Here is a 23,402-nt window from a genome sequence, read left to right on the forward strand (position 1 = left end):
CTTGTTTTTCAGCGTTTTTTTAAAAATTAAGATTTATTACATTTGTTACAAACTTAAGAAACAACTACTCCATCTTTGGCTTTTACTGTAACGATGGCACCTGTTTTTAATATCTGGGTCGCATTCTTTGCTCCGATGATAACCGGAACATCACGGCTGAGGCCTACGATCGCAGCATGTGAATTTTTCCCATCCTTTTCACACACGATCGCAGATGCAGTCTTTAACTGTTCCATGATATTATTGCTGGTCTCTTTCATTACAATAATATCTCCCGGATTGTAATTTTTCTGAAGATCTTCTTCTGTTTCTGCTACACATAAAGGAGCACATACCGACTTCTCGTTTACAGAAGTACCTTTTACAAGGATATGTCCAACAACATGTACCTTGATCAGGTTGGTTGTTCCGGCAACACCAAGTGGAACGCCGGCAGTGATAACAACGATCTCTCCATCCTTGATGTAATGATTTCTCTTCGCAGCTTCTACAGAATGCTCAAACAGATCATCCGTATTATTCTCCTCTGCAATCAGAAGCGGCTGAACGCCCCATGACAGATTTAACTGACGACATACCTTTTCAACCGGTGAACATCCGATGATCGGACATTTCGGTCTGTATTTAGAAATCATGCGGGCTGTTTTTCCTGATTTTGTTACGGTTACGATCGCTGCTGCGCCAAGATCGATTGCTGTTGTACAGGTTGCATGGGAGATTGCGCTGGTGATATCCGGATTCTGGATATTTCCTCTCTCATAAAAACGTTTTGTATAATCAATATCTTCTTCTGCACGTTCTGCGATCTTAATCATGGTATGGAGTGCTTCTACCGGATACTTGCCTGCGGCTGTCTCACCGGAAAGCATGATCGCGCTGGTTCCATCATAGATTGCATTTGCAACGTCTGTTGCCTCTGCTCTTGTCGGTCTTGGGTTCTTGATCATGGAATCAAGCATCTGGGTTGCTGTTACAACCTGCTTGTCTGCATTGTAAACCTTCTTGATGATCATTTTCTGGATTACAGGAACATCCTCTAACGGAATCTCTACACCCATATCGCCACGTGCTACCATGATACCATCTGATACACGGATGATCTCGTCGATATTTTCCACACCCTGCATATTCTCGATCTTGGAAATAATATTTATATTATCACAGCCATGCTCATCTAAAATCTTACGGATCTCCAATACATCATCTGCCGTTCTTACAAAGGACGCTGCAATAAAATCAAAGTCATTCTCAATACCAAATATGATATCTGCACGATCCTGCTCACTGATGTATGGCATGGACAGATTTACGCGTGGTACATTTACGCCCTTGCGATTGGATACCGGACCGCCATTTACTACACGACAGACGATCTTATTCTCGGATACCTGCTCTACCGTCATCTCGATCAGACCGTCATCGATCAGTATCGTATTCCCCGGTTTTACATCATTTACAAGATTCTTATATGTGATTGAAACCATCTTCTCATCACCTTCAACCTCATCGGTTGTAAATGTAAATGTCTGCCCCGGCTTCAGTTCAATCTTTCCATTTTTGAAATCTTTTACACGGATCTCCGGTCCCTTTGTATCCAGCAGTGTTGCAACCGGAAGGTTCAGCTCTGTTCTGAACTTCATGATACGTTCCATGTTGCGTTTATGCTGTGCATGATCTCCATGTGAAAAGTTGAATCGGGCAACATTCATTCCCTCGATCATAAGCTTTCTCAAAATATCATCATCATCTGTTGATGGCCCTAATGTACATATAATTTTAGTTTTACGCATAATACCTCCTAATTTGTTGTTTTTATACTAAGAAACTATTATCAGTCTCCATAATACTCTTCATCCGGCACATGATCTTCCTGTTCTCCCGCTTTTGTTTCCGGTTTCTCCGGTATCCGTAGGATCTCATCTGCATATAATTTGACTGCTGCGATCAGATAGACAAATGTTATGATCACACACAGAATATACATAAATACAAACTGTCCCTTTAATACAAATCCTGCGATCAGGATCGCCGCTATAAACCACGGAGTTCTGATAAGTGTGGACGCCTTTACGATATCCGAAAAACCGATCTCATCACTGATACCAAATACATGCTTGAGTGCATTTATGATAAATCCCCATATCAGGGTTCCGACATAGTAGACAAATATCAGCAATACCGCCAGCACAAGTGTAATCCCAATCAATAACGGAGTATCATATTTTCTTGTCAGATTTAATAATGTATCCTTATCATATACATCCCGCTTCTCGATCGAACGCAGGTGCGAATAAACACTGTTCCAACTGATCCTGGTCGGTGAATCATCGCTGTACAGCAGAATCTCCTGATTGCTGACCACTACCATTGTCTTATAATGTCCAACCTCAAGAAGTTCATCGATCTCATCTGATTCCGTATCGTAATCCGTAGAATCGATTCTGATATATGCTTCTCCCGGACGTTTTAATTCATACTGCTTCTTACAATAAAATCCGTCTTCACTTACACTGAAATATGCAATTCTGTCATCGATCGCATCTGCCAGGCGGTTATATCCGATTCTCTTGCTGACCGGCATATAAAATACTAACGTCGGAAGAATCACGCATACAAGGATCACCAACAAATGGATGGAAAACCATGTTGCACTTTTTCCTGTCTTAATATATTCTGCCGGGCGGACCAGTCCTTTTAACATACCGCCTAATGCCCCAAAAAATCTTGTTTTTTTCTCCATATGATGTTCCTTTCATTTTTTATTACCGTGTTGATTATAACACGTCATCGACTGACTTGGCACTACAAAAATGCTTTTTTTGTGCAAATTTCTGGTAAAGATTTTATCTGATCTTTTACCTGTTTTTTTCATAGTTCTTAAATTTCCCCAGATTATTGACATTTATATGTAAAAAAAATATTATAAATTAGTTAAGGATAAATAAAAATTGGAGGTTGCTTATCGTGAAAAAACTTATTACCACGGTATTGTGCAGTGCTGTCGCCGGTCTCACGATCTTCAGCGCACCTAAGATCGCCGGTCAGACCTATGCGCAGTCACAATATGCGTACACAACAGTTTCTACCCAGTCATCCAACATTTCATATGCTGACGAGATTGATGAAATGGTAGAAACAGGAACATTTGACAGTTCTTCATTAACAAAGGAACAGATTGCCCTTATCAATAAAAAATACGGAGAAGATCCACAGGCAATTCAGGAGCTTCAGAAAAAATCTGACAGCATCAAGAATCCTTCTCTGGCTTCCATTGATACCAGCATCTATGCCCATGATGCACAGTTCAAGGGCTATGACATTATAAATGGTATTGATATCTCCCGCTGGCAGGGCAATATCGACTGGAAGAAGGTCAAGGCAGACGGAATTAATTTTGCTCTGATTCGTGTCGCACTCCGTACCACAGAATCCGGTGTGCTGGAAGCAGACGCATTATATAAGGAAAACATCGAAGGTGCTCTCGCCGCAGGACTGGATGTCGGCGTATATGTCTATTCCCAGGCGATCACAACGGCCGAAGCAAGAGCAGAGGCCAACTACACCATGAAGCTGATCAAGGGCTATAACATAAAGCTTCCGGTTGTTATGGACTACGAATACTACATCAATCATTCCGGCAGACTTGCACGGGCAAACTTAAGCCCTGCTGCCGCAACTACGATCTGTACTGCTTTCTGTGAAGAGGTAGAGAAAAATAATTACACCGCTATGGTCTATGCAAATAAATCTTTACTCACAGATGATGTATATGCAGATGTACTGGCAAAACGGTTCCCGATCTGGCTCGCCCAATATCCGGGATGGGATTCTGCAACCAACAGTGTGCATGCATCTTACGAAGGTAAATATTCCTACTGGCAGTACACATCTTCCGGCTCTGTAGCCGGCATCAGCGGTAATGTTGATATGAATTTCCGGTACATCAAAAAACCGGAAGCCGTTAAGAATCTGCATATCACTTCAACTTCCATGCAGAAGGCATCCTTGAAATGGAATAAAGTACCGTATGTATATGGTTATAAGATCTATCGTCTTGACAAGAGCACAAATACATATAAGCATGTCGGAACGACAGTCGGTGCAAGCAATACTTCATTTACAGACAAGGGTCTGGAGGTAGAAACCTTATACAGTTACAAGGTACTTGCGTTCTACGGAACAAATTCCGGTGCTTACAACGGCGGAGAGTCCAATATCGTTCATGCCGCTACACAGGAAAAGAATATTGATAAGGTATCAATCGCCAAACGGGCAAAGGATTCTCTTACTTTAGAATGGACTCCGCAGACCGAAGTTTCCGGCTACCACATCGTACGTTTCAATCCGGCAACCGGTAAATACAAAACCGTTGCTTATGTAAAAGGAGCCAAAAACAATACTTACACAGATACCAAGCTGGCAAGCGGAACAACTTACACTTATAAAGTGCGTGCTTACTTTGAAGAAGGCAGCCGCCGCGCATTTTTCAAATACTCCTCTTCCATAAACGGAAACACCCGTCCCGGACAGGCCACAGGTGTAACTGCTTCCTCTACAAAGAATACCGTAACCGTTAAATGGAATGGTCAGATAAATGTTGCCGGCTATATCGTTTACCGTTTAAATGACAATGGTAAATGGGTACGCGTTAAAACGATCACAAATAAAAACACAACCTCATATACAGATAAAAAATTAAGTGGCAATACCATTTACAAATACTGTGTTGTTGCTTACTACAAGAAATCCGGCAACAATGTCCGTACAGATCGTTCCAAAACAGTATCTATTATGACAAAACCAGCAAATGCCAGAAGCGTGTCCGTTATCCCATCCAAGAATAACTCTGTAAGTATTTCCTGGAAATCTTCTAAGAATATTTCAGGTTATCTTGTTTATATGAAAAACGGAACCACAGGTTCTTCCTGGAAACGGATTGCAAAATTATCTTCCGATAAGACTTCCTGGACACAGAAGGGACTGTCCGCAAACGGAACCTATAAATTCAAGGTTAAAACCTATTACCGCGGAAACGGTGCTACTTCGATCAGTGATGCAGCTACGATAACCGTTAAGATCCCACCGAAAAAGGTAACAGGAGTAGCTGTAAACAGCTACGGTTCCAAGCAGTTAATGACATGGAAGGCTCAGACAGATGCAGATGGGTATTATATCTATCGTTATACAAATAAAACAAAGAAGTATACAAAGCTAAAAACGATCACCAACTCCGCCGCTTCTTCCTATATTATCAATGAAGCCGGATCATCCAAATACAGCTATTGCATCGTTGCCTACAACAAGTCAAATGGAAAGGCTTACAAGGGAACCAGATCTGCACTTACCGCTAGCAAGAAAGGCAGCCAGAAGATGCAGGTTATATGCAGTGTCTTAAATGTAAGAAAAGGTCCCGGAACCGGATATGATATTATTCAGACAGTTTCTTATGGAACAGAGCTTACACTCAAAGGCTTATATCAGGACTGGTATCAGATTTCCTTCACAAAGGACGGCAGAACCTACAACGGCTATGTTTCAGCCGCTTATGTAAAATTGAAATAAGCAATAACCATATATAAAACGGCAGGAATGCATTCCAAGCACTCCTGCGTTTATTTCTATTACTGTTTTTACTTATTTGCTGAGTCCGGAACAAACATATAACCAATCCCCCGGACAGTACGGATATATACCGAATCCTCTTCCAGCTTATCTCTCAACCGTTTGATATATACCGACAAGGTATTATCATCCACAAATGACTCATCGACATCCCACAACCGTTCGATCAACTGTCTCCGTGTCATAACCTGATTCTCATGAAGCGTCAGTTCCCGAAGCAAACGAAATTCACTTGGTGTACTGTCGATATTCCGTTCATTCCGGTAGATCTTATACTGTTTATTATCTAGTCTGGTGTGTCCGAAAATGAAATCTTCTCCTGCTTCATTTTCCAAATCTGTTTTTTTGATATTGTTATACCGCTGTCTTCTCAGGATCACAGAGATCCGTGTCAGCAGTTCCTTTACCCGATATGGTTTTGCTATATAATCATCTGCACCAAGCTCCAGTCCCTGTACCAGATTCACTTCATCTGATACTGCTGTAAGAAATATGACCGGAACATAATTATCTGCCTCACGGATCTCTCTGCAGAAATCATAACCATTTCCATCCGGCAGCATAACATCAAGCAGCACCAGATCGATATCCGGCTGCAGACACTTTCTCGCAGTCTTAAGATCCGAAGCATGCACCACTTCATAATGCTCTGTCTTTAATGTATATTCCGTCCCCATTGCCAAAGCAAAATCATCCTCAACTAACAGGATCTTCTCATTTGCCATTTCTCACACCCCTGTTCTATTTTATTCACGATCCAGTGCAAAGAAACACACCGCACTGACCAGACTGATAATGATACCTGCCAGAAACAGATAGAAGCCCAGCCGGTATCCTGCAAAGCCTTTATAGCCATTTTCCTGCATACTGCGTGTTGTTTCTTCCATAATCCCATGAATCGCCCGAATCGTCTTACTGTGTGTCAGCAGGAATAATTCAATACCGGAAAGAACAGCCGGTATAAAAACATCAGATTGAAGATGTCCCAGGTATCCCGGTCTCCACGCAGATAGATCACAACCAGTACAATTCCCGCTATCCCGGTAAGGATTGCCAGATAAGGCAATATCCGGACAAACAGATTGATATCTCCCATCGCCTGATAACGGTCTGCAAGCTTTTTCAGATTTAAAAGCGGAAACCATTCCTTTACATCCTGATAATCCTTCATGGTAAACTGGTATCCCAGGAATGGGAAACATCCGGATATCAGGATCATAACCATCCCAGCCAGATACGTCAGGCTGAATTTATTTACCTTCATACACCCTCCATGCCAGCAATTATTTGATACGGAACGTCGCTTTTACATAACCATCTGCGAACAGCACATGATCTCTTCCGTCAAATGCCCACTTTAACTCTTCTTCTGCATAAGATGGCTCTACAAATTTAACATCAATTCTGGATACGTCCTCTGATTTTACAGCCGCTGTACGAAGAAGCAACATACCCTGAACAACCGGATGATCGGTCAGATGAATCTTATTCTGATCACCTGTCTCCTTGCTGAAGCTGTAAACCTCTTCTTTTGAAAATGTGTGGAACTCCTCTGCATTATCATATGATGCAGCCTCTACGCGCTTCAATTCCTTCTCTTTATCGGATGGCTTTACAAGTGTCACGGTAAATTTCTCTACCGGTGTCTCTACGCCATCCACATAACCGAGGATCGGAAGGATGTACATAAATGCATTCTCCTTTACAGCCCCGAATTCATAGCGGATACTGTCTGCCTGTCCAGCCTGTTCCTTCTCTGCCATATATGAGATCTTGCCGATAAATGCTCCCTGATATGTCGATGCATCCATCTCCGTCATCTTTGTTCCTATCGCCATCATTCTGTCATAAATATTCATATTGTACCTCTTTCTTTCTATAATTATTAAAATCGCCTGATTTTCAATTAAATATATCTGAATAATTTTCCTGATCACATTTAAACCTGATTCTATGTTCCAATCATATTCATAATATATGTTTCTCTCAGAAAATTCAACAACCGGTAATTTCATTTTAAAAGTCCATGCGGGTGCCGGGCTCTGGTGCTCCAATCTCGTAGCCCTGTTCACGGATCATCTGCAGGTCAGTTTCAAATGTGATTCCGGTCGTTGTCAGAAAGTCACCGCTGATCACGGCATTTGCCCCGGCACGAAGAGCTGCCTTGCCATTATCCGGCAAATAGGCTCTGCCTGCCGCCAGACGGATAAAGGTATCCGGAAGGATAAAACGAAAAACAGCCACCGTCCGGAGGAACTCCTCCTGCTTCATCGGCTCCTGATGTTCAAAATACGTTCCCGGAATCGGATTCAGCATATTGATCGGAACCGAGTCCACATCCAGCTCTCTTAACGAAAATGCCAGGTCGATCCGATCCGAAAGCGTCTCTCCCAGTCCGATCAGTCCACCACTGCATACTTTCATCCCAGCAGCTTTAGCTGCACGGATACTCTTTCTCTTATCATCTGATGTATGCGTCGTGCACAAGGTCTTAAAGAACGCATCCGATGCTTCCATGTTATTATGAACCATTGTCATACCAGCTTCATGAAGCTTTATGAAATCCTCCTCATCCAGCATACCAAGAGATGCACAGACATGGATATCTGCTGTCTTCCTGATATCCTCCACATTCTGAACTGCCAGTGCTACCTCCCGTTTCGACAGCCGCCGTCCAACAGATACAAGCCCGTACCGGTAAGAACCACGGCTCTTATCCTGAACCGCTATATCGGTCAGGATCTGCTCACCCAGTACACATTCCGCCGGGACCTTCTCCTTTGCTCTGGTTGACTGTGCGCAGTACAGACAGTCCTCACCGCACTGTCCAACCTTAACAGCCGCCACAGAACAGACATCGCAGACATTTCCACAGAAATGCAGTCGGATCCGGTCTGCCGCTTCAGAAAGTTCTGACAGATCTACATCGATAAGCCGCTCTGCTTCCTCCCTGCTGATACGATATCCATCCATTATCTTATGTTCCAATCTCTGAAGTTCATCCTTTGTCATAATTCATCATTGTCCTTTATTAAGAAATATTGCCCTTTTCTATAAAACACATAGCGTATTCGTTTTTCATCCAATTCCTTATTAATATACCATCTAAACAACATCTTGTGAACTACCCAATGTTCCGCATTGCCACGCCCGGCTTGTCCTCGCACCTACCCACTACCGGCTATGTATTACCCAACTTCGCGCCTGCCTACTACCAGCTGGATTCTTTGCATATAAACATAAAGCAATATTTTCGTTATGAACTTGTACCTTGCCAGCGAATGCGGGTGCATGTTTGAGCCGAAGGCGAGTTTGCGCAGGAGCATGAGCAAATAAGGCAGGTACAATTCATAGAAAATATGCGAGTTTATATGCAAAGAATCCAGCCGGAAGGGGCAGACATGAAGCGGGGCAATACACAACCGGGAGGAGCCGGGCGAAACCTTAAATCTCTTTTTTTCGGCATTATTCTCTTTCAAGTTTTTGTAAAATATAGTAGAATTACAGGGTATGGGGTCATTGGAAGGCGAACCCCTTTGGAGGTTATATCTATGATTAATATACTAGTAGTTGAAGACGAAAAACCTATTGCAAACCTGATCAAAATGAGTCTGACAAAGGCAGGCTATTCCTGTACCTGTATTTATGACGGACTTGCTGCCGCAGACATACTGGAAGAAACCCCTTTTGATCTGGTTCTGCTCGACATCATGCTTCCGGGTGCATCCGGCTATGATGTTCTTGAATATATCAAACCATTAAAAATACCGGTTATCTTTATTACAGCAAAAAACTCCCTGAACGACCGTGTCATGGGTCTGAAGATGGGAGCCGAGGATTATATTGTAAAACCATTTGAGATCGTTGAGCTTCTTGCAAGGATTGAAGTTGTTCTCCGGAGATATAATAAGCTGAATACAACGATCACCGTCCGCGATCTTGTTATTGATACAGTTGCGATGAGCGTCACAAAAAATGGAAAAGAGATTCCACTGACGAACAAAGAATATGAGCTGTTATTGTTATTTGCACAAAATCCGGGAGTTGCGCTCTATCGTGAAACGATATATGAGCGTATCTGGGGTGGTGACTATCCTTGTGACAGCCGGACGGTTGCTCTTCATGTCCAGCGTATGCGAAAAAAACTCGGACTGGAAGACTGCTTAAAGACCATCAACAAGATCGGATACCGTCTGGAGATTTAAAAAGGAGTTTCTATGAAATTTAAGCATAAACTTGTATTATGTATGGTTGCACTTCTGGGACTGTCCTTCGGTCTCGGAGGAACCATGCTGATCCACCGATCATTCAAAACCTCGTTATCTTCCACCATCGACAGTGACCTGCAAAATTATGAGAGTATTCAGAGTACTCTGCTGATTGCTGTTGATACAAATTCTGTATCATCTTATATCGACATGTCTAATATCATTAACCAGCTTTCAGCTCAGGGAAACTCCAACCGTAAGAATATCATTCTTCGAAATTCGGATATGGAAGTCGTAAGCATCATGAATTCATCCTTTACATATAAAGAAATGAAACCATCGGATGAAAATACCTGTAATTCGATCATTTGGAGAGAAAATAATAACTACTATCTGCAATTATGCAGTTCCATGGATATCAATACAGAAAATCTGGACATCTCACAGATGGACATTGTCTATGACATCACTTCCGTGTATGCTGCTCGTGCGCAGGAACAGAATACATTCCGTCTGCTGTTGATCGCGATCTTCGTTGTCGGAAGTATCACATCCATGATCGCAGCCAGCCTGCTTACAAAGCCGTTGGAAAAATTATCATCACTTGCGCAGCATATCTCCCACGGTGATTACTCTGCCCGTCTGCACATCCACTCCGGCGATGAGATTGAGGCACTCGCAAATGATTTCAACAACATGGCAGATACTATCGAAGATAACATCTCAGAACTTCATTTCTCTATGGAAAAACAGGAACAGTTTATGGGAAGCTTCGCACATGAATTAAAGACCCCAATGACTTCGATCATCGGTTATGCCGATCTTCTGCGAAGCCAGAATATGAGTGAAGACGAAACAAATGAAGCAGCCAACTATATCTTCTCAGAAGGAAAACGTCTGGAGAGCTTATCTTTAAAATTACTGGATCTTCTGGTTGTAAAAAATCAGGAAACCATATTAACACCGACCGATCCTTCCCTCGCGATCCAGAATGTGATCAATGTTATGAAGCCGGAGCTGGCAAAGGAACATATAACATTAAAGTCAAGCTGCCGAAAGGGCTGCTGTATGATGGACATCGACCTCTTTCAGTCTCTGATCATCAATATCATTGATAACGCCAGAAAAGCGATCGACGACAATGGTCTTATCCATGTAGCCGGAACTGTAAGGGATGATAATTATGTAATCATTATCAAAGATAACGGACGGGGAATGCCACCGGAAGAAATCACACGAATCAGTGAAGCTTTCTACCGAATCGACAAATCCAGATCCCGTGCGCAGGGCGGAGCCGGACTCGGACTTGCTATTTGCAGCAAGATTGCAGAGATCCATCAGGCTAAGATCAAATACAAGAGTGCCGTCGGACGCGGTACGGTTGTCACTATTACATTACCAAATATAAAGGAGGCGGCACATCATGAGTAACGAAGAAAATAAAGAATCTGTCATTGCTTCCTATGAACTGACCGCTGCCCATAAGGAAGACGATGATATCTCTGAATCAGAAGTAAATGATATGATAAATGAGAGTGAAGAAGGTACTGTTCCCTCTGTCGAACATACCGGAAAAGCACGCGGTATTCTTCATTTCCTATACAAGAATCTTCTCTGGTTTATAATATGCATTGCAATTTTTGTGATCTGTATCATTGCCTCGAATCTGTATTTTCGTATTCAGGACAGGAAAACATTGAATTCCGTATCCAGCCACGAGATCAGTCCGAACAATCTCGATGTAACAAATAAACTGACACTGCTTGAGAAGATCAACATCATAAACGGAGAATGTTATTACACCGATCTGAACTTTGATTATACGGACAAACATTCCTACAGTGAGATCCATGATGTAACCGTAAATGAACTGACATCGTATTTCTCTGATTATTTCTCCTGTGATTTCACTGTAAATGGTATCTATGAGATGTATATATCCAAATATCTTGCAACGTCAGACGAAAATTCTTACCGCAGTTTTACGATATGGGTGGTTAATATCTACTATTTTGGATTTGAAATGAATTGTTTTCTGGATTATGACACGAACAAACTGATTACATTTACAATGAATCTGGACCCTAATTCTAACACTTTCTACAATAAAGAAAGTCTGGTAGAACTGGAATATTACAATGATTATATACTTCCACTGTATAACTTTTTAGGAAGCCATGTCGGTAATTCAACTACGTTCAGTGACACTTGTTTTGACACTCTATACGATATATTAGTCTCTTATTATGAGCTCAGCTTTGAGAAAGGATCCGGAAACGGTGCAGGTATGACTCCAACAGAGATACCGGATTCTGATCTGCAGTTATTTGAAAAGCTGACAGGAACACCTCTGACCGCTCATACCTATTATACTTACACTACTGAGATTAGTATGGAATTAGAAGCCGATACAACAGAAGAATACAACTTTTATATGAAAAACGGATTGTTCTTCTACCAGATGAATCGATATTTTTATAATTAACAGATGCTTAATACTTCTTTAGAAGAAATATGCAGAATAGATGCATTTTTTTGCAAATTATGATGCATCCATCCTTTATAGTAACATCATCAAGACAAGGGATGGTGCTTATGAAGTATTCAAGCAGAGAACAGAACAGGATTGAGCGCAGCACATTTTTTAAGACAGAGAGGTCTTTTACACGCTGCAATTATCTCAAAGTTAAGTTTGGTATCTTTGCCACATGTTGTTTTATTTTGTTTGTTGCCATTTTGCTCAAAGGTACCATCTGTGATTTCTTGAGCCCCCTCATATTTCAGACTAGCTCCAGATGCGTTTCCCGGCATCTGGAGTTTTTCATTGTTTCTTATCATCTGTCTGCTCTTTTAATCTGCCCTGACGTTCCAGCTTATACTGTGTCTGCCGCCTTTTCGCAGCAATCCGTTTCTGCAGCTTTGCTGCCTCCCGTTCCGCCGAACGATCCGGCAGTATTCCACACGCTTCAAGTGCTCTTGGCCAGGGTCCAAAATAGGATTTTACCGCGGCTACCTCCTCCACCGTGAAGTCTGATTTTTTCGGATAGCGTTCCAGTTGTTTATATGTAGCACGCAGCATTTCCATACAGTTTTCTTTTGTCAGATCGTTTTCTGCCATAATCAGCTTTCCTCTTTCCTGTATTTTCCTACAGCTATATGCTGTATCTGTCTTCATAGATTATCTTCTATACCATACAATGTTTCCCGGTATATTGCAAATACCGGCTGCCATCCGTTCGTTTTACAACGCTTCCGGATAGCAGCCGGTATTCCTTTTACTGACAGATCAATGTTTATCCGTAATACATATCACCTTACGGCTTCATGTATCTTTTTTATTATTTTGTCTTTACAGACGTCTTACCACTGTAAACACTGTAGAACTTCTTTCCATTGATCTTCTTATATGCTCTTACCTTGACATAATATTTCTTACCCTTTTTCAGGTTCTTGATCACAGCACTTGACTTCTTGCTGCTTACATATGTACTCTTTGCATTCTTGAATGCTTTATTTGTTGCATATGTGATCTGGTAACCACTTGCACCTGATACCTTCTTGTAAGAAACCTTGATTGCCTTGGTCTTATATGCAGCAGCCTTCTTTACAGTCGGTGTTGCAGGTACAACAATCAAGGTGATCGTTCCTGTACTCTTCTTGTAATTTGCTGTTGCTGCGGCTGTTACTTTGATCTGTACCTTACCTGGCTTCTTTGCGGTAACAAAGCCGGTCTTCTTATTTACAGTTGCGATCTTCTTATTAGAAGATGTATAAGTAACCTTGCCCTTTGCAGAAGCCTTCATCTTCACATACTTACTGTATGCATATACTGTCTGCTTCTGGATCGTCTGTGATGCTTTCTTGATCACAAATGTGCTTTCTACTTTACCGGTATAGTTGCCCTTACCGGTAATAACTACCTTTGCGATTCCTGCATTCTTGTTATTTGAATATGCTACAGAATAATCATCGGTTGATAATGCCTTGCCGGATACTGTAACCTTTACAGCCGGTTTCTGTGCCTTACCTGTATATGTAACACTTGGAACTGTTACAACAGTGTTTTTGGCAGTCAGTGTAACCTTCTGATCCGGAGTCTCTGTAGTTGGCTCTTCTGTACTTGGTTTCTCTGTTGTCGGTTCTTCTGTAGTTGAATCAGAAGAATCTTCTGTTGTCTTATCAGGATCTTCTGTATCCGCCTTTTTCTTAACAGTCAGACGAACTACTGTTTCTGCAGCTTCGTAATTTGCTGTTCCGGCAGTCTTGATCGTAATATCTGTAAATCCTGCTGCCTTTACTGTTACAAGACCTGTATCATCGATCTCTGCAACTGCAGGTGCCGATGAAACGAATGTCAATGTACCATGACCATCGGCTGCAAGAACAAACGGATCTGTACCTTCTGTTACCTCTATGCTCTTAGATGCAACCTGGATTTCCTGTTTTGCCTTCACAATTTCAAATGTAACTGTCCGTGAACCTGCATATCTTCCATCGATTCCACGAATCGTTGCTGTAGCCTTTCCGACAGATACACGCTGTCCTGAAACCGTATAATCAACATCCTTTACAAGCTGATATGTGCCATCTGTGATTGTAAGTTCCGGTACGATCACCTTTCCGGTATATTCTACAGAAGCAACCGGAGCAATTGTTGCCTTGCTCAGATCTCCCATAACTGTAACCTTAAAGGAAGCTGTAGCTGCCAGATAATTGTCACTCTCCGGTGCTGTAATTGTAATAACTGCTGTTCCGATACCATTGATCTGAAGCTTGCCATCTTCTGTTACTGATACAACAGCTTCTTTATCAGATGATAATACAGGAGTTGTCTTTGCTCCTGCTGCAACTTCGATATCTGCCTTCTGTCCGTATACGACCTTCCGGTCTTCCGGTACATTTGTGATCTGCTGTTCTGCTTTCTTGATCTCGAGGTTGTCTGAACCTGTCCGGAGAATTCGCCCTTACCTGTTACCGTACAGGTAGCTGTTCCGGCATTCTGCGCATTTTCAAATACGACATCATAGTTTTCTTCTGTTATCAGATTACCGTTTACATATACCTTTACTTCCGGTTTTAATTCTTCTCCGGTATAAACTGCATCTGCAACTACTACCTTTGTATTTGCATCTGTCAATGCCTTTTCTGTCTCTGCTGTCGCAGTGATCTTGTACCATGCAGTTCTTCCTGCTCCGGATGTTACATGACACAGCACTCCATCTGTCAGATCCATAACATTGGAAAGTCCATCAACTGTTACATAATGTGAATCTGCCTCTGTCTTGTAGCTGACTGGCAGAGCTGTAAGGTCTGTGTCCTTGAATAAATCTACGTTTACAATAAATGGATCATTCTCTGTACCGGTTCCGGCAAGTTCTTCTCCATTCATCCTATAAGTAATGATCTGATTCCACTGAGCATCGTATGTAGATGATACCTCAAAGTTCATCTGACTACTTCCAATTATAAGCTCTTTCAATGTTGGAAGACCTGAATATGCAGATGCAACATCGCCACCTGTAAGCTGATAGTGGAATTCTAATACATCTCCATCCTGGATCGTTGTAGCTGATAAGCCCATATTGGAGAAATCATCTTTGTTGTATGAGAACATCCATCCTGACATCGTATATTCAGCCTGAACTGTCAGTCCATTGATGGATTCCATATATGGTCCATATCCTGTATCTGCCAGAACATATGGAATGTTGTTCTCCTTTAACGCCTTCTCAACAGCATCCACTGCAGTCGCTGCATCAACTTCTACGTCATCAAGGATCACACCATTTTCAGATGCACCCTTAATTCCCGCTGCTGTTGCTGTATAGTCATATACACCGACTTTAACATGCTTCTGATCAGCAACCGCTGCCTGTAACTCTTTATAAAGATCTACAAATGTCTGATCTTCTGCTGATAACGGAACATTTGCAAGCACATTGATAACTGGAGCTATACGATCCAGCGTATCCTTATCAGCTTTCTTTGAAACTGTTTCTGCTGTCAGCTTCTTTACTGCTGCTATATCAGCAGGAGATACATATACTGCCTGATCCTCTGTAAATGTGCTGCTTGCTTCATCTGCACATGAATAAACCGAATCAGATAATGTCATATATGCTGACTGTCCTGTAAATATTGTCTGTTCCTTTGTCTGGCTGGTGCTCAGAATTTCTCCGCCACTATAACAACCTGACATCTCTACACCTGCGTTGTTTGCTGCCTTGCCTTTAAAGCATCCGGCAATTCCACCTACATTTGTCTGACCTGATACTGAACCGGCATTATAGCAGTCAATGATCTTACCGGCAGGTGCTTTTGAACTGGCTTCATTATGAATACCAAGAATACCACCTACGTTATTCTTTGCTATAACCGTTCCATAATTTGAGGAATTCTTGATTGTAACATTTCTATTTGTCATTGCACCAAGAATACCACCTGCGCAACTGCCATTTTTAGCAGTGATCGTGCCGTAATAGCTACAGTTGTCAATCACATTTGTACTGGTATCTGAATTTGCTCCGCAATATCCAACGATACCACCTGCATAAACATAATTTGAAGTTCCTGTAAATGTGATATTAACCTTTGAAACACAATTTGAGATCAATACATTTTTTCCTGCATTTTCCTTAAGCATACCTGCAATTCCGCCGGCATGTGTTGCTGTGCTTGCAGAAATATTTCCTTCTACTGTCAGATTCTTGATCTGACCTGTTACTGATCCGAATAAACCTGCATCCTGAACATTGTCCACATACAGATTCTTGACTGTATGCCCCTGTCCATCAAATGTTCCTGCATAACCATAACTTGAACTATTCGGTTTGACAGGGATCCACTTATATCCTGCAAGATCGATATCTGCAGTCAGAACCGCATTGATCGTGTATTTTGTCTTTACTTCATTTGCGAACCAGTAAAGTTCTGCTCCGGTTCCAATCTGGTATACACCATCTGACTGTTTCGGTTCAGTCATAGTCTGTCCATCCCACGCCTGAGCATCGGCAGGTGTCAGACGGATCGTCTTTGTAATACTGTCTGTATCCTCCGGAATCTCAATCGTTCCTGTCTTATATATATAACCTGATGCACAAATGACATATGAATATGTTTTTCCTACAAATCCCTTGAAAACTCCATCCGTTACTTTTGTTTCTTTCTTATCTTCATCTAAGATCTGAATTGTATAATCTGTAACCGGTTTTTTCGTCTGACTGTCTGTTATATTCAATGTTACCGGTACGAAATCAGAAGCTACAAGCTTGAATTCTACATCCGGAAGATTACACATATAAGCGGTATGACGGCTGGCTGCCATCTGTACCGGTACACCTGTGTCATGGCGAACTGCCCGATGAGAACCGTATGGTGAACCATAAGCACTCCATCCACCTATTCCGTTTTTCAGACATCCTGTCAGACGGAATGTATCACCTGCAAAATAAGTCGGGATCGTAACCGTAATCGTCTGTGAAGCCGGTGTTGATGCAAACATATACTGGTTTAGTTTTCCAACATATTCTGTTCCTGTTGTGTCAAAAAAGCAGATTGCTGCATCCATATTATACACACCTGCTAATTTACTGGCAGGATTGTATAAGCCATTATAAGAACGCTTACCGTCTTCACTTCTTTCTCCATAGCTGATCTCAATGGAATCACCCGCTGTCAATTCATCTGCGGTTATTTCATTTCCATCTGCATCTTTATATTTGTATGATACTGCAACTTCTTTTGCACGTATCACCTGATAAGTACTGACACCATTCTTTGTAACTTTAACAATATTTGGTCCTTCTGTAAGCCCTGCGACTGTATAACTGCCATCTGAATTTCTTGTGATGTTCTTTGCAGAAAATCCGCCGTATGTCAGCTTATTGTCTATGATCTCCGGACGAAGGACAGATACGGATACTCCACTCTCCGGTGTAAATGTATACTCAGCTCCGTCTGTTCCTGCCTCATAATAAAGAACATCCAACTGTGCATCCAGTCTGTCGCCAGTTACTTTTTCCTCTTTTTTATTTTTACCTTCATTTATGGTCATGTTGGTCTGAATAGCTGTGCCATCCTTATCAACAGTAACCACTACAACACCGGTGTTTTCAGGCCATATTGCACTAAACTTGGTATACTTCGTATATCCCTGCATATTAATCTGTGCATCGTAGGTCACAAGCAGAATTGCTGTTCCTTCGGATTTCGCCTGAATCTCCGCTATTTCTGAATGTGCTCCCGGTGTAACTGTGATCACATCATTTGATGGATTTCCATTCTCATCAATAACCGTGTAATGATAATCCGGTTCTGCACTCTTAGCATTCGAAGTACCTTCGATCGCCTGCCAATTACGGAAACATTCCAGACTGTATGTCTCACCCTTCTTCATAGAAAGGTATCCATGTTCATCTGATGTAAGATAAATATCTGCTACATCATACTTATTCTGAGACATATCATGATATATAGTATCCGGATTAAAAGAGTCATCCCCGATATACATATCCGCCTTACTAACCATATAATCTGCATCTTTATTGGTAGAGAACCAATCCCAGTAGGTAACACCACCGGCACCTGTCACACGATAGTAATATGTAATACCAGCTCCGACCGTAAATTCATATGTCTCATATCCCGGCTCTTTGGCTTCTATCTTTGTTCCCGGTTCATCTTTATAAATATAATATGTAGACAATGTTCCCAGTCTAAGCTCTGCTCCTTCCGGGAATGTCACACTTACTTTTCTGGCTTCCGGTGCACTGATCGAATACCCATATGAACTGTTTGCTGTAAGTGTTTTTGAAACTGTCTTTTCTATATAATTCTGTGCATGGTCTCCCTCAGGTGTTACAGTTACAGATACCATATCCGCATAATAAAAAGGCACTGCATACTGAGCTGCTTTCTGACTTGTTTCCGCCTGCATCAAACCAAGTGTAGCATGACGATCAACATTATCTGGAGATACTACCTTTACATTAAAAGTAAAATCTTCTCCTTCTTGCCAAAATTTTCCACTGCTGGCATCCTTATTTGTACATGCAATACCTGACAGACTATATACTGCATATGACTGCTCTGCTTCATCGGTTACGATCAGATCAATTGAACCCATATCAACTTTATTAATACCACTCATTTTATATGTTGATAAGCGATAAGTACCTTCTGCAAGCTTCACTGTGTATACATAATTACTATCCGGATCTCCAGCCGCCACTGTATTTCCATCTGCATCTGTAAGTGTCATATATGGAACACTGCTGTTCATCTTGATCGATACCTGTTTTTCTCCTAATGCTTTGATCTTCTTTACAGCAGCTGCCACATCATCTGCTGATGCATCCAGATCTGCCATAACTGCCTGAAGTTCCGCATTTAATGAGGCATCCTTTGCGATCTCTTCTTCATTCTCTGCATAAAGTGTATATAACTCTGTCTTGTCTTGGGTTACATAATATGCTTCATAGCCTTCAAATCCACATCCAATATCTGCTCCATAACCGGCAAGTGTAAACTGCCAACGGAGAACATTGGTATTTGCTCCGGTTCCCTGATCTACAAGATATGCGCCTGCGCTTGTATTGCAAGGCACATTATCAACTGTGATCATCCAGCCGGACCATGATGTGTAATCATGTTCTGCAAGGTCTGTACCTGTCTTCTCCTCCAGTTCCAGATCATTTCCATTGTTACGTGTCTTATATGCATCCAAGAGTGCTGTTGGAACTTTTACAGTTCCTTTATCAATGCCTTTGATATTTGCCAGATAAAAGTTGCTGTCATTATAGGCACTTGATCCTGCAGGCTCTGTCTGAAGTCCTGCTTTCTTGAAAAATGCATAAGTTGCCTGTGAAACGGTCAATTTAGACAGATCAATGTCTATCCCTTCCTGTTTCCAGACATTTCCAATCTCTTCATAAGACATACGAGTCGGTGTGATATAAAATCCCTGTCCGATCGTAAAGCCCTCAAGAGACAGCACAACATATTTTGTGCTATAATCGGTCGTACTTTCATCTTCTTCCGCTGCCGCAACATTCTGAATACCATAACCTGCATTTACTGCAAATGGCACGAATAAAACTGCGCACGCAAATAAAAACGAAAGCACCAGTGTCCTGATTCGTTTCATTCGTTTCGATTCCTTTCTTCTATTGTATATTTTTTATAAGCTGGGAATTAAATCTTGCTTTTCCCTCGCCCAAAAGCTGTATGTAGAATAAATCTGCGGGTATTCTGACTGAAAGACCATCTTATGATCTTAACACAGTAATGGCGGTTGCACCGGATTCTCACCGAATTTCCCCCTGATCGGACATTTAAAGACACGTCCGAGCAGATCCAATATAGAACATACATAGTTTATCTTATAGCCTTGTATGCGGAATGTCAACAAAATCCACAGGCATTGACCGGAATGTTTCTGCATATTTATAGAAAGAAGAATTCTGACAGGTGATCCTTTTATGAAACCTGAACTCCGGTCTCTTATTCCAAAACTAAATCGTTATCTTCTTCTACTCCTTGTATTTATCTGCTCTCTTTCTGTATTTTTGCTATTGTATCCAATATCGTCAAAATCACCTCAGTCCGATCTGGATAATAAAGCCACGCTGCCGGGTGTCAGAGATTCAGAGTCTGATCCAAATGACGAAACACAAAGTGACACCACAGAAACTGCATTTTCCGGCTATATTATCACACTCGATGCCGGACATGGCGGATACGATCCTGGGAAAATAGGAATTAACGATTCAAAGGAGAAGGACATTAATCTTCAGATTGCTTCTTATCTGCAAGAGATTCTGGATTCTCTCGGTTTTGAAGTCTATATGACCAGAACGGATGACTCCTCACTGAATACAGAAACTGCCGAAAGCTTAAAGACATCCGATCTGAATCATCGGATTGAGATTGTGGCATCCCATAACTCCGACTTTTTTATCAGTATCCATCAGAACAGCTTTTCTGATTCTTCCGTACATGGAGCTCAGGTTTTTTACTATGCGAATTCTTCAGACGGTGAACAGCTTGCAAAATCAATCCAGGCCTCGATCCATGCGATCCTCGATTCTGATAATGAGCGTCCGGTCAAAGGTAATCTGGACTATCTTATTCTGAAAAAAAGCCCCTGTCCTGCTGTTATCGTTGAATGTGGCTTTTTAAGTAATCCGGATGAATGCAGCAGTTTAAATACTCCAGACTATCAAAAACAGGTTGCCGCTGCGATCGCAGATGGGCTTGTTAATCATATCCAGGCGGGCACAGAATAGGCAGGGGGCTGTAACCCCTGCCACTGTTATTTTGTGCATGAATGTAACGGTTCTTTTTTATCGATACATTTTTTCATTTTATTCCCATTTGCTTTTTTACATATTCGTGCTGTGATGTGTCAATATTAATCTTATATACAAACCAATGGCACAAATACACCATTGTTTTCGTGTTTCTTTTCATATCTATATGTAATAAGCAATATCTGTCTGCCAGAAACGGAATTATGCAGACCGGAATCTGTCTGCAGCGAACCGATGAAGGGTTCATAAGATGTCTGCTCTTATATTACATTATATTTGTACGCCTGCCAATCACTTTATGAAAAATTAATCTTTTCTGATATTTTCTGTCCTATTCTGCTCATTTTCACATTCTGATCCATATATACATAATTTATACTGTGGAATTATTTTTTATTCATATTCGACAGGATTTTATAAATTATTTTTGAATTTTTCACATTATATCCTATTTACTTGTCAGTTAAATATGGTAAACTATAGGTGCGTTTTAATACACAATTGTATGACTTATTTTCTACCCTTCATGGGTATTCTATCAGAAATGGGGTGATTCTATTGAAGATTGAACGCTTAAGTGAAAATCAGATCAGATGTACTTTGAATAAAGCAGATTTAGCAGACAAACAATTAAAGATTTCCGAGCTGGCTTATGGATCTCCAAAAGCAAAAGAACTGTTTCGTGAGATGATGCAGCAGGCATCAAACGAACTCGGATTTGAGGTTGATGATATACCACTGATGATCGAAGCTATACCGATTTCATCAGATTGTCTTATTTTAATTGTCACAAAGGTAGAAGATCCGGAAGAATTGGATACACGTTTTTCCAGATTTACCAGAAATAATGACGATGACGACACCGATTATGACGATGATATGGATGATGAATACGAAGATGAGGACTATCCCCCATCTGATGATAATGTAATATCCGGTCATATCGATATCGGTATAAATGGCGATGAATCCCAGATTCCGGAGGCAATTTTTAATGCTCTGGAAGGTTTTGTAAATAATCTGACAGGTCTTGCAGGTAAGAATATCGAGATTTCAACCGATATTCCATCCAGCGCAAAAGCACCTGTAAAACAGACACAACAGGAAGAGGATGCTCCACAGACTTTAACGAGACTGCTTGTATTCGACTCGTTAAATACCGTTATCAACGCATCCAAACAGGTTGCAAGTTTTTACTTCAGCAGCAACACACTCTATAAGAATCCGGTTAATAAACGTTTTTATCTGTTATTTACAAATGATAAGAATACTATTCCCGAATTCAACCGGGTATGTTACATTCTTGGAGAATACGGCACAGCACAGAAAATAACAGATGCCATGCCATATCATTTCAAAGAGCATTTTAAAACGATCATTGAAGAGGAAGCAGTTCAGACTCTGTCTGCTCTGTAATTTTTAAGAAAACTGATTTGACAAAACAAATACGGCGGATCCTTTTTTTCATTGGATTCCGCCGTATTTTTCGTCTGGCCAGATACATATTCTATATGAATTATGCCTGTGCCTGTTCTTCTTTCTTTGCAAGGTAGTCATTGATCTCAAGTTCAAGCTCTACCGGATCCAGACCATGAACGGCTGCTGCTTCCTCAAGAGTTTCACCTGCTGCTGCAAGACATCCGATACAATGCATACCTGCTGCCATAAGAATTGCTGCATTTCCTGCATCTACTGCTAAAATATCATTTATAAGCATATCTTTACTGATCTTTGCCATGTGTATATTTCCTCCTGTTTCCTATAATCTTTCTTAATCTGATATGACATTTTTCGATTTTAAAAATATCTTCACCATTATAGTATACACATTTTTAAATGTCTATCCCTTTATAGGAAAAGATAGGCAGACTCAAGTTAGCAGGAACTAATTTTTTACAAATCATCTCAATTCACTTGATATAAGAAACTTTTTGATTTAAAATAGGTAACGAGATGTGATTATTATTACTAAAAGGAGGACAATCATATGGCATTCGTAATTGGTGATTCATGTATCGGTTGTGGTTCATGTGCAGGTTCATGCCCTGTTGGAGCTATTAGCGATAACGGTGGTGTTTTCGTTATTGATGGTTCACAGTGTATTTCATGTGGTGCATGTGCAGGTTCATGTCCTGTTGGAACAATTTCAGAGGAGTAATCCACACAGAACGTTGTTATCATAATATAGAAAAGCTGCCGGAATCGGCAGCTTTTCTTTTTGTCTTATACAGAAAAACAATGATGTCCTCCGACGGATCTGTTT

Annotated in this window: 19 protein-coding genes and 1 riboswitch; of the genes, 7 read left to right on the top strand and 12 right to left on the bottom strand. The window is 41.2% G+C overall.

The window, feature by feature from the left end; translation table 11 throughout:
- Positions 1-53: 53 nt before the first annotated feature.
- Entirely contained in the window at positions 54-1,790 is a 1,737-nt protein-coding gene (gene pyk / locus DXA07_RS11615; protein WP_021943118.1) for a pyruvate kinase, read from the bottom strand.
- 41 nt (positions 1,791-1,831) lie between these two features.
- Entirely contained in the window at positions 1,832-2,740 is a 909-nt protein-coding gene (locus tag DXA07_RS11620; protein WP_021943117.1) for a hypothetical protein, read from the bottom strand.
- A 224-nt stretch (positions 2,741-2,964) separates the two neighbouring features.
- Between DXA07_RS11620 and DXA07_RS11625 the strand changes: the two genes are divergently transcribed.
- On the top strand, positions 2,965-5,562 hold the full coding sequence (locus DXA07_RS11625; protein ID WP_118484715.1) for a GH25 family lysozyme: 2,598 nt from the start codon (positions 2,965-2,967) through the stop codon (positions 5,560-5,562).
- A 68-nt stretch (positions 5,563-5,630) separates the two neighbouring features.
- Here the strand turns inward: DXA07_RS11625 and DXA07_RS11630 are convergent, their stop codons facing one another.
- The 5 genes from DXA07_RS11630 to bioB all read right to left on the bottom strand — a co-directional run bounded on the left by DXA07_RS11630 (position 5,631) and on the right by bioB (position 8,634).
- Complete coding sequence (locus DXA07_RS11630; RefSeq protein ID WP_021943115.1) at positions 5,631-6,347, bottom strand: response regulator transcription factor; 717 nt, start codon at positions 6,345-6,347, stop codon at positions 5,631-5,633.
- A 21-nt stretch (positions 6,348-6,368) separates the two neighbouring features.
- On the bottom strand, positions 6,369-6,509 hold the full coding sequence (locus DXA07_RS13110; protein ID WP_182427543.1) for a hypothetical protein: 141 nt from the start codon (positions 6,507-6,509) through the stop codon (positions 6,369-6,371).
- A gap of 35 nt (positions 6,510-6,544) precedes the next feature.
- A complete protein-coding gene (locus DXA07_RS11635) occupies positions 6,545-6,886 on the bottom strand; it encodes a hypothetical protein (RefSeq protein WP_118484717.1) in 342 nt (113 codons plus the stop codon).
- Positions 6,887-6,905: 19 nt separating this feature from the next.
- Positions 6,906-7,481 carry a hypothetical protein gene (locus DXA07_RS11640; RefSeq protein ID WP_021943113.1) on the bottom strand — a complete coding sequence of 192 codons (576 nt, stop codon included), beginning with the start codon at positions 7,479-7,481 and terminating at the stop codon, positions 6,906-6,908.
- 157 nt (positions 7,482-7,638) lie between these two features.
- Positions 7,639-8,634, bottom strand: coding sequence for a biotin synthase BioB (gene bioB, locus DXA07_RS11645; RefSeq protein WP_118484719.1), 996 nt, complete (start codon positions 8,632-8,634; stop codon positions 7,639-7,641).
- A 539-nt stretch (positions 8,635-9,173) separates the two neighbouring features.
- On the opposite strand from bioB, the gene DXA07_RS11650 reads away from it, so the two are divergent.
- From DXA07_RS11650 to DXA07_RS11660, 3 genes are read left to right on the top strand one after another with little or no spacing between them, the layout of a single operon-like run.
- Complete coding sequence (locus tag DXA07_RS11650; RefSeq protein ID WP_117784708.1) at positions 9,174-9,827, top strand: response regulator transcription factor; 654 nt, start codon at positions 9,174-9,176, stop codon at positions 9,825-9,827.
- Between the two features lie 12 nt (positions 9,828-9,839).
- Positions 9,840-11,261 carry a HAMP domain-containing sensor histidine kinase gene (locus DXA07_RS11655; protein WP_117808582.1) on the top strand — a complete coding sequence of 474 codons (1,422 nt, stop codon included), beginning with the start codon at positions 9,840-9,842 and terminating at the stop codon, positions 11,259-11,261.
- On the top strand, positions 11,254-12,315 hold the full coding sequence (locus DXA07_RS11660) for a hypothetical protein (RefSeq protein WP_021944213.1): 1,062 nt from the start codon (positions 11,254-11,256) through the stop codon (positions 12,313-12,315). The genes DXA07_RS11655 and DXA07_RS11660 overlap by 8 nt, the downstream gene beginning before the upstream one ends.
- 119 nt (positions 12,316-12,434) lie before the next feature.
- On the opposite strand, the gene DXA07_RS11665 is transcribed toward DXA07_RS11660, so the two are convergent.
- The 4 genes from DXA07_RS11665 to DXA07_RS11680 form a co-directional block, all read right to left on the bottom strand.
- Positions 12,435-12,668, bottom strand: a complete 234-nt coding sequence (locus DXA07_RS11665) for a hypothetical protein (RefSeq protein ID WP_118484721.1) — start codon at positions 12,666-12,668, stop codon at positions 12,435-12,437.
- Complete coding sequence (locus DXA07_RS11670; RefSeq protein ID WP_117808581.1) at positions 12,652-13,005, bottom strand: hypothetical protein; 354 nt, start codon at positions 13,003-13,005, stop codon at positions 12,652-12,654. The genes DXA07_RS11665 and DXA07_RS11670 overlap by 17 nt, the downstream gene beginning before the upstream one ends.
- A 163-nt stretch (positions 13,006-13,168) precedes the next feature.
- Positions 13,169-14,506, bottom strand: a complete 1,338-nt coding sequence (locus DXA07_RS11675; protein ID WP_118484723.1) for an Ig-like domain-containing protein — start codon at positions 14,504-14,506, stop codon at positions 13,169-13,171.
- Between the two features lie 110 nt (positions 14,507-14,616).
- Positions 14,617-19,974 (bottom strand): DUF4430 domain-containing protein, encoded by a 5,358-nt coding sequence (locus DXA07_RS11680; protein ID WP_118484724.1) that lies wholly within the window; start codon positions 19,972-19,974, stop codon positions 14,617-14,619.
- 76 nt (positions 19,975-20,050) lie between these two features.
- A riboswitch (cobalamin riboswitch) is annotated at positions 20,051-20,198 on the bottom strand.
- 110 nt (positions 20,199-20,308) lie between these two features.
- Between DXA07_RS11680 and DXA07_RS11685 the strand changes: the two genes are divergently transcribed.
- Both DXA07_RS11685 and DXA07_RS11695 read left to right on the top strand, forming a co-directional pair.
- Positions 20,309-21,115 (top strand): N-acetylmuramoyl-L-alanine amidase, encoded by an 807-nt coding sequence (locus DXA07_RS11685; protein WP_021944216.1) that lies wholly within the window; start codon positions 20,309-20,311, stop codon positions 21,113-21,115.
- Between the two features lie 582 nt (positions 21,116-21,697).
- Positions 21,698-22,555 carry an adaptor protein MecA gene (locus DXA07_RS11695; RefSeq protein WP_117784703.1) on the top strand — a complete coding sequence of 286 codons (858 nt, stop codon included), beginning with the start codon at positions 21,698-21,700 and terminating at the stop codon, positions 22,553-22,555.
- A gap of 100 nt (positions 22,556-22,655) precedes the next feature.
- On the opposite strand, the gene DXA07_RS11700 is transcribed toward DXA07_RS11695, so the two are convergent.
- Positions 22,656-22,877: a DUF1858 domain-containing protein gene (locus DXA07_RS11700; protein WP_021944218.1), complete on the bottom strand. Its 222-nt coding sequence runs from the start codon at positions 22,875-22,877 to the stop codon at positions 22,656-22,658.
- Positions 22,878-23,126: 249 nt separating this feature from the next.
- Here DXA07_RS11700 and DXA07_RS11705 point away from each other — a divergent pair, with 249 nt between their 5' ends.
- The gene (locus DXA07_RS11705) at positions 23,127-23,297 is read left to right on the top strand and encodes a 4Fe-4S binding protein (RefSeq protein WP_004852414.1); all 171 of its coding nucleotides are present in this window, start codon (positions 23,127-23,129) and stop codon (positions 23,295-23,297) included.
- The last annotated feature ends 105 nt before the right edge of the window (positions 23,298-23,402 follow it).

The sequence above is a fragment of the Clostridium sp. AM54-37XD genome (assembly GCF_003478225.1).
In the GTDB taxonomy this organism is placed as follows: Bacteria; Bacillota; Clostridia; order Lachnospirales; family Lachnospiraceae; genus Coprococcus; species Coprococcus ammoniilyticus.

What these genes read in the sequence shown, in the direction of transcription:
- DXA07_RS11705 (WP_004852414.1), top strand. Translation starts at nt 23,127, where the DNA reads ATGGCATTCGTAATTGGTGATTCATGTATCGGTTGTGGTTCATGTGCA.
- DXA07_RS11680 (WP_118484724.1), bottom strand. Translation starts at nt 19,974, where the DNA reads ATGAAACGAATCAGGACACTGGTGCTTTCGTTTTTATTTGCGTGCGCA.
- DXA07_RS11630 (WP_021943115.1), bottom strand. Translation starts at nt 6,347, where the DNA reads ATGGCAAATGAGAAGATCCTGTTAGTTGAGGATGATTTTGCTTTGGCA.
- DXA07_RS11640 (WP_021943113.1), bottom strand. Translation starts at nt 7,481, where the DNA reads ATGAATATTTATGACAGAATGATGGCGATAGGAACAAAGATGACGGAG.
- DXA07_RS11665 (WP_118484721.1), bottom strand. Translation starts at nt 12,668, where the DNA reads ATGATAAGAAACAATGAAAAACTCCAGATGCCGGGAAACGCATCTGGA.
- DXA07_RS11685 (WP_021944216.1), top strand. Translation starts at nt 20,309, where the DNA reads ATGAAACCTGAACTCCGGTCTCTTATTCCAAAACTAAATCGTTATCTT.
- DXA07_RS11670 (WP_117808581.1), bottom strand. Translation starts at nt 13,005, where the DNA reads ATGAAGACAGATACAGCATATAGCTGTAGGAAAATACAGGAAAGAGGA.
- DXA07_RS13110 (WP_182427543.1), bottom strand. Translation starts at nt 6,509, where the DNA reads ATGGAAGAAACAACACGCAGTATGCAGGAAAATGGCTATAAAGGCTTT.
- DXA07_RS11620 (WP_021943117.1), bottom strand. Translation starts at nt 2,740, where the DNA reads ATGGAGAAAAAAACAAGATTTTTTGGGGCATTAGGCGGTATGTTAAAA.
- pyk (WP_021943118.1), bottom strand. Translation starts at nt 1,790, where the DNA reads ATGCGTAAAACTAAAATTATATGTACATTAGGGCCATCAACAGATGAT.
- DXA07_RS11650 (WP_117784708.1), top strand. Translation starts at nt 9,174, where the DNA reads ATGATTAATATACTAGTAGTTGAAGACGAAAAACCTATTGCAAACCTG.
- bioB (WP_118484719.1), bottom strand. Translation starts at nt 8,634, where the DNA reads ATGACAAAGGATGAACTTCAGAGATTGGAACATAAGATAATGGATGGA.
- DXA07_RS11635 (WP_118484717.1), bottom strand. Translation starts at nt 6,886, where the DNA reads ATGAAGGTAAATAAATTCAGCCTGACGTATCTGGCTGGGATGGTTATG.
- DXA07_RS11675 (WP_118484723.1), bottom strand. Translation starts at nt 14,506, where the DNA reads ATGGGAGATCTGAGCAAGGCAACAATTGCTCCGGTTGCTTCTGTAGAA.
- DXA07_RS11655 (WP_117808582.1), top strand. Translation starts at nt 9,840, where the DNA reads ATGAAATTTAAGCATAAACTTGTATTATGTATGGTTGCACTTCTGGGA.
- DXA07_RS11700 (WP_021944218.1), bottom strand. Translation starts at nt 22,877, where the DNA reads ATGGCAAAGATCAGTAAAGATATGCTTATAAATGATATTTTAGCAGTA.
- DXA07_RS11660 (WP_021944213.1), top strand. Translation starts at nt 11,254, where the DNA reads ATGAGTAACGAAGAAAATAAAGAATCTGTCATTGCTTCCTATGAACTG.